General features: G+C 57.7%; 14 protein-coding genes and 1 tRNA gene. 9 read left to right on the top strand and 6 right to left on the bottom strand.

What is annotated here, in order from left to right; genetic code table 11:
* Positions 1-32: 32 nt before the first annotated feature.
* On the bottom strand, positions 33-1,199 hold the full coding sequence (locus tag ACO06R_RS16940; RefSeq protein ID WP_421852709.1) for a nucleotide sugar dehydrogenase: 1,167 nt from the start codon (positions 1,197-1,199) through the stop codon (positions 33-35).
* A 209-nt stretch (positions 1,200-1,408) separates the two neighbouring features.
* Between ACO06R_RS16940 and ACO06R_RS16935 the strand changes: the two genes are divergently transcribed.
* The 4 genes from ACO06R_RS16935 (at position 1,409) to ACO06R_RS16920 (ending at position 6,426) form a co-directional block, all read left to right on the top strand.
* The gene (locus ACO06R_RS16935) at positions 1,409-2,509 is read left to right on the top strand and encodes a glycosyltransferase (protein ID WP_421852706.1); all 1,101 of its coding nucleotides are present in this window, start codon (positions 1,409-1,411) and stop codon (positions 2,507-2,509) included.
* 72 nt (positions 2,510-2,581) lie between these two features.
* Positions 2,582-3,814 (top strand): NAD-dependent epimerase/dehydratase family protein, encoded by a 1,233-nt coding sequence (locus tag ACO06R_RS16930; RefSeq protein WP_421852704.1) that lies wholly within the window; start codon positions 2,582-2,584, stop codon positions 3,812-3,814.
* Positions 3,815-3,916: 102 nt separating this feature from the next.
* Positions 3,917-5,188, top strand: a complete 1,272-nt coding sequence (locus tag ACO06R_RS16925) for a glycosyltransferase (RefSeq protein ID WP_421852701.1) — start codon at positions 3,917-3,919, stop codon at positions 5,186-5,188.
* Positions 5,185-6,426, top strand: a complete 1,242-nt coding sequence (locus ACO06R_RS16920) for a glycosyltransferase (RefSeq protein WP_421852698.1) — start codon at positions 5,185-5,187, stop codon at positions 6,424-6,426. Before ACO06R_RS16925 ends, ACO06R_RS16920 begins: the two co-directional genes overlap by 4 nt.
* 34 nt (positions 6,427-6,460) lie before the next feature.
* On the opposite strand, the gene ACO06R_RS16915 is transcribed toward ACO06R_RS16920, so the two are convergent.
* Positions 6,461-7,213 (bottom strand): ABC transporter ATP-binding protein, encoded by a 753-nt coding sequence (locus tag ACO06R_RS16915; RefSeq protein WP_421852695.1) that lies wholly within the window; start codon positions 7,211-7,213, stop codon positions 6,461-6,463.
* Position 7,214: 1 nt separating this feature from the next.
* Positions 7,215-8,003, bottom strand: a complete 789-nt coding sequence (locus tag ACO06R_RS16910; RefSeq protein WP_421852691.1) for an ABC transporter permease — start codon at positions 8,001-8,003, stop codon at positions 7,215-7,217.
* Between the two features lie 194 nt (positions 8,004-8,197).
* On the opposite strand from ACO06R_RS16910, the gene ACO06R_RS16905 reads away from it, so the two are divergent.
* Both ACO06R_RS16905 and ACO06R_RS16900 read left to right on the top strand, forming a co-directional pair.
* Positions 8,198-8,980, top strand: a complete 783-nt coding sequence (locus tag ACO06R_RS16905) for a sulfotransferase domain-containing protein (protein WP_421852688.1) — start codon at positions 8,198-8,200, stop codon at positions 8,978-8,980.
* Positions 8,981-9,010: 30 nt separating this feature from the next.
* Positions 9,011-9,868, top strand: coding sequence for an FkbM family methyltransferase (locus ACO06R_RS16900; protein WP_421852685.1), 858 nt, complete (start codon positions 9,011-9,013; stop codon positions 9,866-9,868).
* Here the strand turns inward: ACO06R_RS16900 and ACO06R_RS16895 are convergent.
* Entirely contained in the window at positions 9,865-11,319 is a 1,455-nt protein-coding gene (locus ACO06R_RS16895) for a DUF2793 domain-containing protein (RefSeq protein WP_421852682.1), read from the bottom strand. The two genes, ACO06R_RS16900 and ACO06R_RS16895, sit on opposite strands and share 4 nt — an antisense overlap.
* A gap of 45 nt (positions 11,320-11,364) precedes the next feature.
* On the opposite strand from ACO06R_RS16895, the gene ACO06R_RS16890 reads away from it, so the two are divergent.
* Entirely contained in the window at positions 11,365-12,678 is a 1,314-nt protein-coding gene (locus ACO06R_RS16890) for a glycosyltransferase (RefSeq protein WP_421852679.1), read from the top strand.
* Here the strand turns inward: ACO06R_RS16890 and ACO06R_RS16885 are convergent.
* Together ACO06R_RS16885 and ACO06R_RS16880 are read right to left on the bottom strand one after the other, a co-directional pair.
* Positions 12,636-15,404 carry a M10 family metallopeptidase C-terminal domain-containing protein gene (locus tag ACO06R_RS16885; protein ID WP_421852676.1) on the bottom strand — a complete coding sequence of 923 codons (2,769 nt, stop codon included), beginning with the start codon at positions 15,402-15,404 and terminating at the stop codon, positions 12,636-12,638. The two genes, ACO06R_RS16890 and ACO06R_RS16885, sit on opposite strands and share 43 nt — an antisense overlap.
* A 266-nt stretch (positions 15,405-15,670) precedes the next feature.
* The gene (locus ACO06R_RS16880) at positions 15,671-16,096 is read right to left on the bottom strand and encodes a hypothetical protein (RefSeq protein ID WP_421852673.1); all 426 of its coding nucleotides are present in this window, start codon (positions 16,094-16,096) and stop codon (positions 15,671-15,673) included.
* A gap of 171 nt (positions 16,097-16,267) precedes the next feature.
* Here ACO06R_RS16880 and ACO06R_RS16875 point away from each other — a divergent pair.
* Positions 16,268-16,342, top strand: a tRNA-Gln gene (locus ACO06R_RS16875).
* A 507-nt stretch (positions 16,343-16,849) separates the two neighbouring features.
* Positions 16,850-18,721, top strand: coding sequence for a polysaccharide biosynthesis protein (locus ACO06R_RS16870; RefSeq protein ID WP_421852670.1), 1,872 nt, complete (start codon positions 16,850-16,852; stop codon positions 18,719-18,721).
* Positions 18,722-18,849 lie beyond the last annotated feature (128 nt).

Below are 18,849 nucleotides of genomic sequence, written 5' to 3'. Positions count from 1 at the left end.
TGAAGGGCAAGCGGGAGGTCGGGACGGCGATGTCAGTCGGAACCGAACAGGTCGCGGGTAAAAACCTTTCCGGCCACATCTTCCAATTCTGGTGTGATGCGGTTGGCGACGATAACTTCCGATTCCGATTTGAAGGTGTCGAGGTCGCGCAACACGCGTGAGGAGAAGAACGTGTCTTCTTCCAGGGCCGGTTCGTAAACGATCACATCCAGGCCCTTCGCCTTGAGGCGCTTCATGATCCCTTGCACGGAAGACTGGCGGAAGTTGTCCGAGCCGGCTTTCATGACGAGCCTGTGAATACCGACCACCCGCGGGTTTTTCGCCAGGATCTGGTCGGCCAGGAAATCCTTGCGGGTTCGATTGGCGTCGACGATTGCCTGAATCAGGTTCTGCGGGACTTCAGAGTAGTTGGCCAGGAGTTGCTTGGTGTCCTTGGGCAGGCAGTAGCCGCCATAGCCGAATGATGGATTGTTGTAGAAATGGCCGATCCGGGGGTCGTGGCTCACTCCATCGATTATGGTTCGCGAATCGAGGCCGTATTTCAGCGCATAGCTGTCGAGTTCATTGAAGAACGCAATTCGCATCGCGAGAAACGTGTTTGCGAACAGCTTGATCGCTTCGGCTTCGGAAGGCTCGGTCAGGAGTATCGGTACGTCCTTTTTCAATGCGCCTTCGACAAGCAGGTCGGCGAAGCGCTGTGCGCGCTCCGAACGTTCGCCGACGACAATCCGGCTTGGATGCAAATTGTCATGGAGTGCCCGTCCTTCACGCAGGAACTCCGGGCTGAAGAAAACCTGATCGGTTGCCAGTTCACTACGAAGGTTGTGCACAAATCCAACAGGTATTGTCGATTTGATCACGATAGGAACATGCTTGTTAACTGCGGCGACCGATTGGATCACACCTTCCACGCTAGACGTGTCAAAAAAATTTGTCTGAGGGTTGTAGTCGGTCGGTGTTGCGACGATCACGAAGTCAGCATCGCGACTCGCAGCCGAGAGGTCTGTACTCGCCGAGAAGAGGAGGTCACGCGTTTCCAGGTAACGCTCGATGTCGCTGTCTTGTATCGGGCTCTTGCGGGCGTTCAAGAGGGTTACTCGCTCGCTCGAAATATCGATACCGACAACTTCGTTGTTCTGCGCGAGCAGGACTGCGTTGGAAAGGCCGACATAGCCCATACCTACGACAACGATTCTCATACTATGAACCCCATTCATGAATACTCTGCAAAAGCGCCTAAGAACATATACTTGGCGGAGAAATGCCCTTGTCGTGCGACCTGTCGCGAGGCGGTTGCTAACAGCTTTCCGCGACAGTTAACAGCAAGCGATGCAAATTCGACGTATCTGCAACCGTGCTTGTACGCGCAGCGCGTTCGCTCAATCGGGATCGATGCCGGCGGTTGGAGATGAGAGTTTTGCACGTTTTCAAGACCTACATGCCGGAAACCTATGGCGGCATTGAGCGCGTGATCAATTCGATTGTGGTGGGTACTGCCGCACTCGGCGTGGAATCAACGGTCCTGTCATTGGGCGAGCGGACCGATGTAGAAGGACGGGCCGACGGTCATCGCGCCTTGACCGCGAAACGCGATTTTGAAGTCGCGTCCACCGGATTTTCCCGAGACTTCTTGCGATTGCTCAAACAGCAGGCGGCGATGCATGACGTCATCAACTATCACTTTCCGTGGCCATTCATGGATTTGGGACATCTCATGGTGAATCCCTCCCGGAAATACGTGGTGACCTATCATTCGGATATCGTGCGCCAGCGTTATCTTGAGAGGCTTTATAGTCCTCTGATGGCGAGATTTCTCGGGGGTGCGGAGCGGATCGTCGCTACGTCACCGAACTATGTCTCCACAAGCAAAACCCTACAGCGCTACGCCGAAAAGGTTGTCGTTATTCCGCCTGGGATCGCGGATGTTTCTGCTAGCGCGGGCGATGCGGACATCGTCGGGCGGTGGCGAAAGCGATTTCCACGCAGGCTTTTTATATTCACCGGAATGCTACGGTATTACAAGGGGTTGGAGTATCTGGTTGCAGCGGCCAGGCATGTCGATGCGGACATTGCGATCGTTGGCACTGGCCCTGAAGCACAGCGGCTGAGTAAACTGGCCGGTTCAAGCGCTTGCACAAACGTACATTTTTTGGGCCGACTCGACGAGCTGGACAAATACGCGCTGCTGTCTCTATGCGACGGCTTTGTGTTCCCGTCGCATCTGCGGTCGGAAGCCTATGGGATATCTTTGGTGGAAGCTGCTATGATGGGAAAACCCATGATCACCTGCGAAATCGGCACAGGAACGAGCTTCATCAATCTGCATGGAGAAACCGGGTTGGTGATCCCTGCGAAGAATCCTGAGGCTATCGGTTTAGCGATGATGCGCCTGCTGAACGCCCCCGACGAGGCGAAGGAGTTTGGCGCGAGGGCGCGCGAGCGGTTCGAAAGCACATTCTCGATCGAGAGAATGGCGCAGCACTATGCCGAGATCTATCGGGCCCTTTGAAGCCGTGAGCGTACCCTCCCGGGTAATGGCGACTACGGTGGTTTTTGGCTGGATACCCGGAAATTATCCGGCGTGCAGATCGCCTCGTTGGCGCGGGCAACTGTCGTTGGATCGATCTCCGCAGTGCTGGGCTGTTGGTACTGGAGGAAGGTGCCGAAATCAGGTTTGCTAAATTCACTGAAGACGGCACTGTCGAGCTTGAAGAGAGTCTCGGGAGAGTGTAACGGCGGATGGCGTCCAGCGGCGAAAGACGCCGATATCAGAAACATTCCTAAAGGGAAGCATACCCTCGGTTCGGTACGTGCAAAGCAGACTTGGATATTGATAAACCAGATGACAAAAACAGCGATTGTTTTGGGGGCCGGCGGCTTCATTGGCAGCCATCTTGTGAAGCGGCTCAAGGCAGAGGGCTTCTGGGTCCGGGGTGTGGACCTGAAGTTCCCGGAATTCTCCGAAAGCGCTGCCGATGACTTCGTCATCGGGGATCTGCGTGAGCAGTCCGTTTGCGATCGGATAATTGATCGCCGGTTCGACGAGGTCTATCAGTTGGCTGCGGATATGGGCGGTGCCGGCTACATATTCACAGGCGAGCACGATGCGGAAATTATGCACAACTCCGCGACGATCAATCTGAACATAGCCGACCGTGCGCATAAGCGCAGTATCAAGCGGGTGTTTTATTCGTCGTCTGCTTGCATGTATCCGGAATACAACCAGCTCGATCCGGACAATCCCAATCTGGAAGAAAGCTCTGCCTATCCGGCAGCGCCCGACAGTGAGTATGGCTGGGAGAAGCTGTTTTCCGAACGGCTGTTCCTCGCCTACAACCGCAATTTCGGCATGACCAATCGGGTGGCCCGCTATCACAATATCTTCGGCCCTGAAGGCACATGGCAGGGTGGCAAGGAAAAGGCGCCCGCCGCCATTTGCCGCAAGATTGCCCTGGCGCGCGACAATGGCGAGATCGAAATCTGGGGTGACGGCGAGCAGACCCGCTCGTTTCTCTACATCGACGAATGCCTCGAAGGCACCATCCGATTGACTCGCTCGGATTTCGAGGGGCCGGTCAACATCGGATCCGACGAGATGGTCACCATCAATCAGCTTGTCGACTACGTCTCCGGAATCGCGGGCAAGACAATTCACAAGAACCACATCCCCGGTCCCACCGGGGTGCGTGGCCGAAACTCGGACAACCGGCTGATCGAGAGCAAGCTCGGCTGGCGTCCCTCCGAGCCCCTCCGGGCCGGTCTCGAAAGGACCTATATGTGGATCGAGCAGCAGGTGCGGAGAAACGCCGCCTGAAACGTCCGTAACCGGCGCCCGGATGGCGGTGATAACTCGTAGGCCAATCGTTCCGTATCGCGTGGCTATGATCCCGAGAATGCAATGGGGAGCATGTGAGATTTGACAAGTAAAGCCAGGTTATTTCTTGTCGATCATATGTGCATTCTTCCCTATGGGCACAATCTGAATGCGCTGATTCTGTTTCGAGATGCGCTCAAGGCACATTTTTCGGAGACGGAGTGTTTGGCATGTCGGGATCTGCCCGACTATGCCGAGCAAGGCGAGCATGTGAGGCGGGTGCTGTCATATCCATATGACGGCACAGTGGCGCGGGCGCCGAAAAGGAAACCGGAGAAGAGCAAGCGCAAATCTCTCCCTGAAAGGTTGCTCTCGCTTGCCTCCCAGCCGCTTCCAAGGCGGGCATTCTATACCGGGGTCTCGGAAATCTTCCGCTTCGACATCGTGCGCTCCAGAACCCTTCGGGATTGGCGGCGTACGCTCAAGCAGTTCAAAATGACGGATGCCGACAGCATCTTTATGCCAAGCGTCGATTTCTACGGGGCGATGACGCTGCTCGAGGTGCTGCTGCGATTGCCCGTGTCCGAACGACCGCGCGTGCATCTTCGCATGATTGGCGTGTCGGAGAACGCACGCTATTCCCGGCGCCCCGCACGCCCGGAGCTCCTCCGTTACATTCGCAGGGCAATCAAGGCCGGCATCCGGGTCTCGGTTTCGGCCGAAACACTGACATACAAGACCTATCTTGAACGCCTTTTGAACACTCCGGTTACCTATCTGCCTTATCCGTTGGCCAACGAATTCGAACCGCTCAATTGGGGACAGCCCAAGACCGTTACTTCGCCTGGCCAGGCTCGAGAGGACAAGGGTATCTATAGGTTCGTCGGGATCATCTCGTCCCTGTTGTCCGACGCGGTTCCCAATGCCTATCGATTCGATGTCCAGGGTATGCGCGTCACCGACGATAGCTATCGCGCGCGCTATTTCGATGTATTGCGCAACATACCAGGCATGCTTCTGCGCCCCGCCCGTCTGAGCCAGCCGGAAATCGACGACGCCTATCGTCAGGCCGATATTTTGGTCTTGCCTTATGATGGCAATACCTATGCCCTGCGTGGCTCCGCGGTTTACCAGGAAGGCATCGCGATAGGCCGGCCTATGGTCTGTTCGAGGGGTTTGGGTTTTTCCGATCTCGCACTCCGCTACGGGAATGGTCTCCTGGCGGAGCGGGAAGTAGAATTCGCGCAACAGATCAGGAAACTCGCGGAAATGCCAAAGAGCGAAGTGGAGGCGATGGTGGCAAAGGCGAGGGCCGCCTACGCAGCCGATTTCGAGAACGGACTGGCCTCTGTGCTCAAGGAGTTCAATCCGTGAGCAAGACAAAGATCGCCTTTCTGGACCATCCTTTTCACCGTAAAACGCGCTCCAGCCACTTTTTTGCGGAGATGCTGGGCGACGAGTTCGAAGTACACACCTTCTATGTGGAGGATGACCCGCGCGCCATCATGCAGGAGATCGGGGATTCCGACTATGATATCATTGTGTGCTGGCAGACAGAGGTTTGCGCTCCCTATCTCCTGATGCGCGGCAAGCGCGTGATATGCATACCCATGTACGACAGTGTCGCATACGCGCCCGACTGGTACTGGCTGGCGATGCGCCAGGCCCGCTTCATCAGTTTCTCGAAGAAGCTGCATGACAGGCTGAAGAAGCTTGGCGTGGAAAGCTTCTATTTCCAGTACTTCGGCAATCGCCACGAGAATGTACCGCGCGCGAAGTTCAATGAGCTCAGGGGGTTCTTCTGGCAGAGGCTGCCCGAGGAGGGGTTGGATTACGTGTGGGCGCGAAAGCTGCTCGGCAATGTTGTATCTTCGCTCCACATCCACAATGCTCCCGATTTCGGAGCTCCTGAAGACTGGCGTCCCGACAGCCTGTGCACGGTGACCCCGTTTTCCGAAGACGGTTCCGACTATCTCGATGCCCTTGGGCAGGCGAATGTCTATGTCTGCCCACGCAGATCCGAGGGCATCGGCATGGCGATGCTGGAGGCTATGGCGCGCGGCATGTGCGTGATCGCCCATGATGAGCCGACCGCCAACGAATACATTGTCCACAAGGTAAACGGGCTTCTGATCGATTACGGCAATCCGCCGTTGCTGGTCAGCGAAGAAGACGATGATGTCGGACGCATCTGCCGTGTAGACGATGGTAGCGACAGGCGCATCCGCCTGACACCGGAGCTGGCCAGCCGTCTCGGAGAGCAGGCCTACCGGTCTTCCATCAACGGAGCGCAGAGGTGGGCGGAAGATTCGAAGACAATCCCCTTCCTGATCCACGCCGCACCGCAGGCTGATCTGTCCGATCGTGAGAGGGAGTTCGCGGACGCCTATCTGCAAATCGCCCAATATGGCCGCCGCGATTTCGGGCGGTTCCTTCACAAGCTGCTAAGGCTCCATCGCCGGGGGCTGCTGGGCTACGAATTGTCGGCCTTGTCCCTCGGCGAGGCGATACGGCTCAGGCTCCGCGCGATCCCCGGGCTGGGCATGGCGTATCGGTTCGCCAGGCGGGTGTACCGCTTTGCCAGGCGGGTCTATTGGCGCCTATTCCGATAACCGGGAAGACCGCTCGATACGCCCCTGGCGCGGTCTATGCCTGTTTGCCCACGTTCCCGGTCTGCGGGATGACATTGTCGATCGGGCCATATTCGGCCACGTGACCTTTTTTGAGGCGAATCGCCTTGTTGCACAGCCGCCGCAGGATGCCGTCATTGTGCGAGGCGATGATCACGATGCCGGTCTTGTCGATAAACGATTTCATCCGGTCGGCCGCCTTGGCCTGAAACGATTTGTCGCCGGCGCCGATCCACTCGTCCATCAGCAGGATATCGGGCGCGAATGCGGTCGACGTGGCAAAGGCCAGCCGCGCGGCCATGCCCTGGGAATAGGAGCGAAGCGGCATGTCGATCAGCGAGCCGAGTTCGGCAAAATCGACAATGTCGTCGACCGCCTGCTCAATCTTGGCGCGGCTCCACCCCTGGACGAGCCCGCGCAGAATGACGTTGCGGCGCCCCGTCGCCTCCGGCTTGAAACCGAGCCGCGGATTGAACAGCGCCTCAAGCCTTCCGTCGACGGCGATCGTGCCGGCGGTGGGCGCATAGATGCCGGCCAGCGCGAGCAACAAGGTCGACTTGCCGGCCCCGTTCGGACCCACCAGCGCGAGCCGGTCGCCCGCGTTCACCTTGAAGCTTACATCGTCAAGCGCCCTGAAGACAGGCCGCCCGCGCTCGTTGGCGACGATCCTGTCGTCGCGCGCGGGCGCGTTGAGGCCGCGCGCGGCGCCGATGCCGCGGGTCATGATCGGAAAGTCGATGCCGAGCTGGTGAACCGAAACGCGCGCCATGTCATAACCAATAGGCGAGGTGCGGGCGCATCGCCCGGAAAGAGATCGCGGCGATTGTCCAGAACGCGACCATGAGCACGGCCCAGGTGACTAGACCTTCGACAGGCATGGTCCCGTAGAGGATCGGGTCGCGAAACAAGGCCACCAAGTGGCTGAACGGATTAAAGTCCGCGGCGGTCTGCCTGATCGTGCCCGGCACCGGTGTCCAGATGATCGGCGTGACGAAGAACATCAACCGCATGACCGTGCCGATGAACTGCTGCAGATCCCGCATCCTCGCACAGATCAGTCCGAGCACGATCTGCACGGGAACCGCGAGCATGAGCAAGAGCGGATAGGCGAGCAGGGCGAGGAAAAGCCCCGGAACCGAATAGGCGCCGAACGCCAGGATCAGGACATAGGCGATGAGCAGGCTCAGCCCGTCCTGGATCATGATCCGCCAAAGCGTCGTGTAGACATGCACCGAAAGCGGCAGCTTGATGCCCTTGATCCACCCTTCCGATGAAATGAAGACGTTCGCGCCCATCGTGATCGCATGGGTGATGAACTGCCAGCTGACGAACCCGGCGGCGACCCACGTTGCGAATTCCGCGTTGCTGTGCGATGGGTTCAAGCCTCCGAAGAACAGCATGTAGACGAAGGTGAATGCGCCAAACGAAATGGCGATCCAGGCCAGACCGAGCGTGGTGCGCCGATACTGGTGGCGCAGATCCTCGTAGCCGAACGCCGTCCACAGCCGCCACATTTTCAGCCCGTCCAACAGGTCCGCGCGCAGCGAGTGATCATGCATGAAGAGGCCCGATCAAGGGAAGTGTCCGATTGCACCGCAAGCGGGATGCGGCCATGTTCGGGTGGTCCGTATAGAAGAAAACGGGGCGGTGGTCTACTCCCGTGCGGAGGCCTGTCGGTAGCCGAAAACACTGCTATTGACGATGCTGAGTGAGCTTTGTAAGCACGCATGTGTCAATCGCAGACAAATGAGAAATGATAAGAAGTTTCAGCAGCACTCCGTATATCGGAATTTATTCTTTTCCAAAGTCGGGAAATACGTGGATAAGATATATTGTATCCGCGCTTTTTTTCGAAAAGATTACAAGTATCCCCGATCTGCATCAAAGTACGATTACTGACGCTGAAAATTGTAGAATCCGCGATGGACAAAAAGTTAAATTTTATAAATCGCACACGGCCAGCATTGTTAATGTAAATCATAGAAAAGAAATAGATCATGTTGCAATTATATATATATATCGACACCCGCTCGATGTGTTCCTTTCATATGTCAACTTCCTAAGGAGGGAGGTTGGTGGAAAAAATGAAGCGATTCTTGGAAATATTGGTTTTACCTCCGTTGAGGAAACTATTGCCAATGGCGACATCGAGTTGTTCCTTGATGCCTTTATTTTATATGGAACTGTGCAGCCGAGCTTTGTCGCTGCGAGCAATTGGTTCCAGAATGTTGAAAACTGGACGAGTAGCCCCACGGTAAAGCAGAGAGGGAGGGACGTACGGATTGTGGCGTTGAAATATGAGGACATTCTATCCCAAGGAGTAGATGCTCTTGAAGAGGTGCGGAGTCTTTTAGGGGTTGGCAGAGAAGAGATGGAAAGGGCCATGATCTCGGCAGGAGAAAACACGAAGATCAACGGCAAATTTTTCTGGAAGCAGAAGGCGGGGAATTACAGGGAGATGCTTCCAGAAAACCTGATCAAAAAATTCGATCGCTACCACGGAGAACGTGTGAGGGCTCTTGGATACGAGATTTGATCTGAAAGAAACAAGTAGGGCACTACTACATTGAAGCGCTATCCTTTCGGGAAGTTCATACTCGATGTGCCCGATGACCACCGGATTTCCGCGATTCACGCGGTCAATTCGCTATACGACCGCACCTTCGGAATCATTGCCGAGTTTGTCGCGTCCGAGCAGCCGAACGGCACCATCGTGGATATCGGAGCGAATGTTGGCGATACCGCTGCCGCCTTCGCTACGGTCTGCGGAAACCCAATCTTGTGCGTGGAGGGAAATCCGGAGTTCCTCTCGTATTTTAATGCCAACAAGCGGCATTTCGGGGATCAAGTCTCTCTTATAGAGGCGTTTGTTCGCGCTAAAGCATTGGAAAGTCTTGAATTTCTGTATGAGGGTGGGACTGGAACCGGCGCTATGTCGGTCGCAAATGCGTCCGATTCGCCCCGCGACGACAGCCTATCGTTCGTATCGCTGGGCGACATTAAACAGACAATAGAACAGCGTGGGAGCGATGTAGTTCTTTTTAAAACCGACACCGATGGCATGGATGGATACCTAATCGATGAGGCAATTGAGACTTTCGATTGTCCTCTATTCTTTGAGTGTGACACGAATGCCATCCTCGAAGGAGTGCCAAACCCTTGGCCCGAAGTCTTTTCCAAACTCGACAGGCTAGGTTATGCGGTCGTCCTTTTCGACAATCACGGGTTGCCGATGGTAGTTGCGGATTCCAGCGTCGGCAGTGTTTTGCGTGATTTGTCGGGCTACACCCACCTGCAGCGGACGGTGCATCCGGTGCGAATCCACTATCTCGATGTCTGGGCCTTTCCCAAGAACTGGTCTGATACGGCGAACCGCATTTTCGAATGCCTGCGGAGCGACTTTTTGAAACCCTATCGGTTTTAGGGGCGCGCCGACCCTCTCTTTGCATTGCCCTCAAGCGCCGAAATACGCTCCAGGAGCCTTTTGATCACAATATGGTGGTGCACCACGAACCGCTCATAGGAAACGCCCTGCGGGGACGGCTTGGCGTCATCCTTCAGTCGGTATTCGAGCTGCTTTTCTGAAACCTGTTCCGGCTTGCCGGCCGCGTCGAGAACCGGCTCGCCGTCCGGCCCCAGCTTGTCGAAAGGCACCTCGGTCTCGACGGCCTCGTAGTCGTCCTCGCCGAAACCCCAATGCACCATCCGCGGGTCGACATTGGCAACATCTTCGGCAGCGAATCCGTACCAGGACCAGTTGGGATTGTCGGCCTTCGCCTTCGACCGGTACCAGATCGGGTCGACCGCCATCAGCGCCTCGGCGCGGGCCGGTTCCACCGGCTCGATATCGCGTTTGTATTTCAGGCTGGACGTCGACCGAAGCAGGTTGTTGCCGTCGCCGCTGTCCAGAAAAGCGTTTGCCGCACTCGCCGTGGTTCCGATTCCGGTGAGACGAACCGATCCGTCCGCGTTCAGCGAGACCCTGTGACCATTATTGACAAACCGCATCTCGCCGGTGCCGTTGTAGACATTGATGTTTTGCTGCAGCGCGGACGTGGTGGAGCCAAGCCCGAAATAGGCTGTGTTGCCGGGCCCGGCTGCGAATTTCATCGACGTATTGGCGGCGGCATTCTGGATTTGCACAATGTAACCGCTGTTTTCGTCCACCAGCGTGGTGGGATTGGTGGAGAACAGCGCCCGCCCGCGCACCTGGAACGGGACAAGGGGTGGTATACCGCCGATGGAGAAGTATCCTGTTGCCCTGTCGACGAAGAAGGCTTCTTTCCAGTTCGTGCCGTCCGCGCTGACCTTCACATGCCAATTGTCGTCGCCGGTCAGGCCGAACTCGGCCCGGCCGGAGTGGCCGGTCTGGAAGATGGCCGAGGCGGTGTCCGCTTCCTGCGCCTTGTTGATCGTCAGCCGGTGGTCGTTTCCGTCATGACTGAAGAGGCTTGCGTCCGAGGCGATCGCCAACCTGTTCGTGGCGTCGGCATCGGTCTTGATGCCGAAACGGTCCAGATCCGGCCCGCCGCGGTCGGCCGCGACCTTCCAGCCGGTGCCCGTGAAGACCACCCGTTCGGCACCATCGACGACATAGGCCAGCCATCCGGCTGCCGGTGGGAAAAACTGCCAGGCGCCGTCCTGGAAGACGGCGAGGGCATTGTCCTGGCCCGCCCAGTCGCCGGTGGCGCCGCTGGCTACGATGTAACCGTCCCCGTTCGCGGGGCTGGCCGGCGGGCTCGCCAGCGTTCGGCTCGCCACGACCGGTTGCACCAGCGCATCGAGCATTCTCAGCGCCTCGTTATGGGTGACGTGTTTTTGCGCCTGTGAGGGAAGAATGTAGGGGAGTTGAAGTCTGGCGGTGATGTCGGTCATGGCGGTCTCCGTCGTTTTGTAAAGCATAACGGCGTCCCTGAGCCGGTGGATAAGTCCGCCGGCTTGTCACGCCCGATAGCCGGCTCTAGAGGTGGAGTAGTTCCCTTGGTGGGATGCCCCTTGTGGCGCGCCAAGCGGTACCCGCTTCGCAGACCTTGTTTGGAGACGACGATTTCGACACCGAAAGGCGACCGCGCGATCAAGGCCGCGTCTGCGCATGCGTCGGATCGCCCCGGTATTGTGGTGTATCACGACTACTTCGCCATTCGTGGCGGCGGCGAGCGGCTCGTGCTCGAATTGGCGCGGGGCCTGTCCGCGGCGCTGGTCTATGGCTACCGCACCGCCGAGACCTATTCTGAGGCAGACTTGCCGGAAAACTGCCGGGATCTTGCTCTTCCCGCAGTCCTGCGCCGTCCCGGGTTGCGGCCGCTGGCCCTTGCGCTCGCCTTTCGGCGGCGACGCCAAGCCGCGGTGCATGTTCCTGTGCGCATCTTTTCCGGTGTTGCGGCGTTGTTTGCGGCCCCTCCGAAAGCCGCCGGCGCCCGCAACATCTTCTATTGCCACACGCCGCCGCGCTTCCTGTTCGACCAGCGGGATCACTTCGTCGGTGGGCTGCCAATCGCGCTGAAACCGTTCGCATCGTTGCTGCTGTGGCTATACGGCCGCGCCTATCGCCGCGCCGTCGACCGCATGGACGTGATCGTCACCAATTCGGAGAATACGCGCCGGCGGATTGCCCGTTTCCTCGGTCGCGACAGTACCGTCGTTTATCCACCGATCGATACGAGCCGCTTTCGCTTCATCGCCGACGGCGGTTATTTTCTTTCCACCGCGCGGCTTTCGCCCTTGAAGCGGGTCGACATGATCGTGCGGGCCTTCAGAAAGATGCCTGACAGGAAGCTGATCGTCGTATCGGGCGGCGGGGAGTATGAGTCCCTCGTGCGGTTGGCCGGCGGCGCCGCCAATATCGAGTTTCGCGGATGGGTCGGCGAGGACGAACTGACCGACCTGGTCGGCAATGCGACCGCGACGATCTATCTTCCCATCGATGAGGATTTCGGCATGTCGCCGGTGGAATCGATGGCCGCCGGCAAGCCGGTGATCGGCGTTTCGGAGGGCGGACTGCTGGAGACGATCCTGCCCGATGAAACCGGAATCCTGCTACCGAAAGACGTCACCGAAAACGACATTATCGCGGCGACCGAACTCCTGACGCCGGAGCGCGCTGCCGCGATGAGGCGGGCCTGCGAACGCCGCGCTTCGGAGTTTTCCAGCGACCGCTTCTTGAAGGAGATGCGCCGGCTGGCATTTGACTATCAGGCGAACGAGAAGTCCGAAGCGTCAAGGGATTCCGTGTAGTTCGCAAGAAAAACTGAGTTCAAACCAAACGATATCAACGTACCGTCGGTTTCAACCTCGATGATCAGGTCGCTCGTTGATTGTACGCCAAAAGAGGCTAACTCAGTGAAATCGAGCTGATCCGCGCCGCTTTCCCAGTCGCCGATAGTGTCGTTGCCCCACCCGTTCTGGAAAACGAATACATCACTTCCAGAGCCGCCATAAAACGCATCATTTCCCTGATCATCCCTGAAAGTATCGTTTCCGGCACCACCGATGAGCGTGTCGTTGCCTGCTGCGCCGTTGAGGACGTTGTTTCCGGCATTGCCGGTGATGGTGTTCGCCTGCATGTTCCCCGTGCCGTTGATATCGGCACTGCCGGTCAGGGTGAGATTTTCGACATATTGGCTGTGCACGCGTAGTGCGAAGCTGACTGAACTGAACACCTGGTCGGTGCCTTGGTTTACTTGCTCGAAGACCCTGTCGCCGACACTGTCCACGTAATAGGTGTCGTTACCGAGACCCCCATACATGCTGTCTGCGCCGGAATCGTCGACGAACCTGTCGTTTCCGGCACCACCGATGAGCGTGTCGTTGCCTGCTGCGCCGTTGAGGACGTTGTTTCCGGCATTGCCGGTGATGGTGTTCGCCTGCATGTTCCCCGTGCCGTTGATATCGGCACTGCCGGTCAGGGTGAGATTTTCGACATATTGGCTGTGCACGCGTAGTGCGAAGCTGACTGAACTGAACACCTGGTCGGTGCCTTGGTTTACTTGCTCGAAGACCCTGTCGCCGACACTGTCCACGTAATAGGTGTCGTTACCGAGACCCCCATACATGCTGTCTGCGCCGGAATCGTCGACGAACCTGTCGTTTCCGGCACCACCGATGAGCGTGTCGTTGCCTGCTGCGCCGTTGAGGACGTTGTTTCCGGCATTGCCGGTGATGGTGTTCGCCTGCATGTTCCCCGTGCCGTTGATATCGGCACTGCCGGTCAGGGTGAGATTTTCGACATATTGGCTGTGCACGCGTAGTGCGAAGCTGACTGAACTGAACACCTGGTCGGTGCCTTGGTTTACTTGCTCGAAGACCCTGTCGCCGACACTGTCCACGTAATAGGTGTCGTTACCGAGACCCCCATACATGCTGTCTGCGCCGGAATCGTCGACGAACCTGTCGTTTCCGGCACCACCGATGAGCGTGTCGTTGCCTGCTGCGCCGTTGAGGACGTTGTTTCCGGCATTGCCGGTGATGGTGTTCGCCTGCATGTTCCCCGTGCCGTTGATATCGGCACTGCCGGTCAGGGTGAGATTTTCGACATATTGGCTGTGCACGCGTAGTGCGAAGCTGACTGAACTGAACACCTGGTCGGTGCCTTGGTTTACTTGCTCGAAGACCCTGTCGCCGACACTGTCCACGTAATAGGTGTCGTTACCGAGACCCCCATACATGCTGTCTGCGTCAGCGCCGCCATCAAGCGTGTCATTGCCCGCCCCGCCAAGCAACGTATCGTCGCCGCCGTTTCCGGAAAGCTCATTGTTGGCATCGTTGCCGGTGACCGTATCGTTGCCCGATCCGCCAATGGCGTTTTCGATCGTCGCGGAGAACGCAATCGAAATATTGCCGATGAGGCCGCCGGTGTCGGAGATCGCGCCGGGCGTCAGGTCGATCCGGTTGTTGTCGGTCGAGCCGCTCAGATCGATCGTGTCGATGCCTCCATCATCGACGATGGCAAGCGTGTAGTTCGTGCCCTTGTCGTCGATGACGTTCTGGTTGAACATCGTACCGGCATTGGAGTTGTAGCCGTAGACCGTGTCGCCGGTCCGCGTCGCACCGCCTGCACCGTAAAGGTCGGTGATCGCCACGATGTCGGCAAGCATCGGCGTCAGGACATAGGCATAGGAAGCGACGACCGCCGTGTTTTCGGTCTGGCTGAAATACGACATGACCGTCGCCTGCCAGGAATCATTGGCATAGTCGTTGTCGGTGCCGTAGTCGGCGCTGCCATTGTAGTTTCCGGCATGACCCAGACCCAGCGCGTGTCCGATCTCGTGGATAAAGGTCTGCAGCGTGTAGTTCGAACCGGTCTGCGTGATCCAGTCGCTGGAGACATTGACGGTCGAGCTGTAGATGCGGCCGCCGCCCGTCGAAGATGAATTGTAGGCGGTCAGCGTTCCCGTCTCGGTGAACGTGATTTCCGCCGATCCGGTTACCTCGATGAAGGAAATCCCCGTAACGTCGGTCCAGGTCTGAAGCGCGGTGCGCGCCATGTCGGCATAGGTGGCGTTCAAGCCCGTCAGATTGACGGTCAGCGCATTGTCGGCACCCACCGTGAACTTGCGTGTCGTTCCGCCCCAGTATCCGGAGGACAACTGGTTGGCGATTTGCTGGATCGTCCAGACCTGGCCATTGTCCGGCGGTTGCGATGTGACAACCTCGACGATGTAGTCGCCGCCATTGTTTTGGACGTCCCAGGCCTCGATGTAAAATGTCCCGGACTGGGTGGCGGTAAACGACACGGACGCATTGTTTCCCAGCCCCGAATTGTCGTCATATGCCACGATTGTGCTTTGATCATAGGTCGTCGCGCCGGGCGCGTAGACATAGACGAACGGATCGGCATTCGGATTGGCACCGTGTCCGCTGACCGAGACCGAATAGGTCTCGCCGGCGACGAGATCGACCTGGATCCAGTCCCAGTCGCCATTGGTCTCGAAACTGCCGACATAGCTGCCGCCGACATTCACCGAAGCGGTGGTTGAGTTGTCGCCCGGGAGGTCGGCTTGGAGTTCTGAAGCTGGCAGCGAAGACCCTTCATGCCCGAATGGGCTGTCGGCATGAAAGCTGGTTAGTGAGGCACACGACTGGCACATGGTCGGATGGTCCGGAGCGGCTGATGCGATTTTCGGGAGGATTCTACGCTGGCCACTCGAAACAATCGGCTAATGCACTTTTCGCAAAAATCACGGTCGAGTTAACGGGTTGGCAATCACGTTTCGCGGCAGCCGGCTGTTCAGTCCGCGAGTGTCTTCACGGTGCGGGCGAGTTGGCGCAGTGCCGCTTCATTCAGCTCCGCATCCATGATGTCCACCCGCAGGTCATGGAAGCGGACCTCGTTACCCTCGCGCCATTGTTGGGGAGTCCCGCGCGCGAATACAAAGGCAATCGCCGTCGACGACACCACCTGTGCACGCAGTTCCAGGACCTGGCCGGTTTCCTCCGGCCAATCGCTGCGGTCGGGCGTTGGCAATAAACGCGCGCCGGTCGCCTCGGCTGCAAGGAAGCAGAGGCGCTGGAAAAGTTGCGCGCCGAGAATACCGTTCCGGTCTTCAACTGCACAGGAAAGGACCTTGGCTGGCCCCGCCGCGACACTGTGCGGGCTGAGTGCGATCGTCAGACAGACGCAGGCGAGTGTGCTTCGAATCAAGTGCCCGGACATTCCGCTCTCTCTTGTGCAGGTGTTGGGGGATGATGCCGCTCAAGTCGCAACAGTTCCTTACCGAGTTAGCGTCTCTTTTCGACATTATTGCGCCCGGAGGAATTCCGGATTGCCCCGATGCGTGGAACTTGCATGCGCCCGTCCGCTTTGCTAACACCCGGCGGCGAATATTGGGGCGTAGCCAAGCGGTAAGGCAGCGGTTTTTGGTACCGCCATGCGCTGGTTCGAATCCAGCCGCCCCAGCCACCACCAAACTGATTGAATCCATCACCGCCGGAAACACCCTGCCGGCGGGCCGGAATCCGGCTGTGTTGGTGAATTGCGAAGAGCGTACAATCCGTCTTCAGTAGCGGGTGCAACCTGCTGGAATCGAATGATTTTGTCTTTTCGTCTTCATCAGTCAGCGCAATTTTATTGCTGATTCCCCCTTGAAACGAAGCGAATAGTGAGCCGGCTTCACCTTCTATCTCGTTCATTTTTGTTTTGTTGGTGACGCAATCGGTGAGTTGCTATTGCGCCGCGCACCTGACATGTATTGGCTTGACTAAATAAACTGAGCCGGGTCCGGTTCGGTGATTCGGGGCTAGTATTGCTATGGCGCTCGACGCGTGGGCTCATGTGTGAATCATGAGTCATAATGCTAAACTAAGAATAAGAAAGTTATATATATCGGCTGCGGCGAACCTTTCACGTCGCGCAAAATATGTTCTTCAGGTTGCCTTGGATATATTCCTGCTCGCATTTGCGGCAGCAGTGGCATTCAAACTTCGCCTCGGCTTCGATTACGCGCTGAATATAGGCCAAATCGGCTGCATAGTTACCGCTCCTCTGGTGGCGATTCCCGTGTTCATGCGGGTCGGCCTTTATCGGGCGGTGATCAGATACCTTCCCGACCGGATTTTGTGGACCATTGTCCGCGCCATGACGATTGCCGCGCTTCTATGGACCGTCGTAGCCTTTTTTACGGCGAGCTACGGTTTCGTGGGGACTCCGCGGACGGTTCCGATGCTCTATTGGCTGACCGGTGTCGTCTTGATCTCGCTCAGCCGGTTTGCGCTCAAATGGATGCTGTATGCGGGCGAGGGCGTGACTGATGCTCGCCGTACGCTGATCTATGGTGCCGGAGAAGCCGGCATCAAGCTGGCGGTTGCGCTGGGTTCCAATGGCTACACGCGCGTCTTCGGATTTGTTGACGACAACCCGCAATACCACGGCAAGGATGTCGCCGGGCATCGGGTTTATCCGCGCGCGATGCTCCCCTCGCTGATTGCGAACTACGGGATCCACGAGGTGATCCTCTCGATGCCGTCCGCGCCTGGTTCGGCGAAGCTCGAAATCGGTTCCTTCCTTGCAAAGCTGCCCGTCGCAGTGCGCGTCCTGCCGTCGATCTCCGATATTGCCGCCGGTCGCTACAATGTGGATTCGCTGCGCGAATTCAGCATCGGCGAGTTGATCGGCCGCTCCACCGTGCCGCCGAATGTTTCATTGATCGAAGAGGCCGTGCGCGGCAAGCGCATAGTGATCACCGGTGCCGGCGGCACGATAGGGCACGAACTGACACGGCTGCTGGCGGCGCACGCGCCAAGCGAGCTTTATCTCGTCGAAAACAACGAATTCGCTCTCTACAAGGTGCACAAAGCGCTCCGATCGCAGGGATTGCAAACGCCGATCTTCCCGGTGCTTGGCTCGATTGCAGATGAACTGGCGATGCGACGCTTGTTCGATCGTGCGCCAATCGACCTTGTTTTCCACGCTGCGGCATACAAGCATGTCGATATCGTGGAGGAGAATGTGGCCGAGGGTATTCGAAACAACCTCCTCGGCACCAATGTCATTGCGAGTCTGGCATTCAAAGCGGGTGTTCAGAAGTTTGTCCTGATTTCGACGGACAAGGCCGTAAACCCCAAGAGTGTAATGGGTGCCACGAAACGGCTGAGCGAGTTGGTCGTGCGTAAATATGCGAATCTGGCAGTCGCTTCCGGCACCGGCCAGTCGTTTCTGGCGGTGCGGTTCGGCAACGTGATCGGCTCCAGCGGTTCCGTCGTGCCTTTGTTCAAGCAGCAGATCGAAGATGGCGGACCGGTCACGGTGACCGACCGGAACATGCAGCGTTACTTCATGGCGATCTCAGAAGCGGTGGAGTTGATCGTCCAGTCGGCGGCCTTGTCGAAGGGTGGTGAGACATTCCTTCTCGATATGGGCGAGCCCGTTTCGATATACGAGCTGGCGCAGAACATGATCAGGCTTGCTGGCAGAACGGTTCGTTCCGACGAAACGCCTGACGGCGACATCGAGATCCGGCTCGTCGGGCGACGGCCCGGAGAGAAGCTTCATGAGCAGTTGTTTTACGACGTAGCGTCGGCCTTGCCGACCGAGCACCCGAAAATCATGAAGGCGCGTCGTCATGCGGATTCGCCGCGTGAGATAGACGCGATCGTCGACACGATCGGCAGAGCGGTTGAAACTGCCAGCGAGGAAGAACTCCGCGACCTGCTTTTCAAGCTGATGGACGATTACAATCGCGCATTGTTCGGTGGTTCCGACCATGCTGGCGTGTCGGACAATGTCACGCCGCTGCCTATCCGCAAGGAAGGGCAGGCCTATCCGGCAACGAGGTCGAGCTAGGCTGGTCGCAATGACACCCAAGGCGCCGCAGGGCGCTTTTTTCGCAGATAGATAGAGATGGCCAGATGCTCGCGCGCAAGGTGCGATAGGTAGCGCCACGCCGCAGAAGGTTGATCGTATCCCTGCCG

The organism is Oricola sp., from assembly GCF_965230365.1.
Lineage (GTDB): Bacteria > Pseudomonadota > Alphaproteobacteria > Rhizobiales > Rhizobiaceae > Oricola.
The sequence above is the reverse complement of the archived record's forward strand: the minus strand, read 5'-3'. Positions and strand labels throughout refer to the sequence as shown.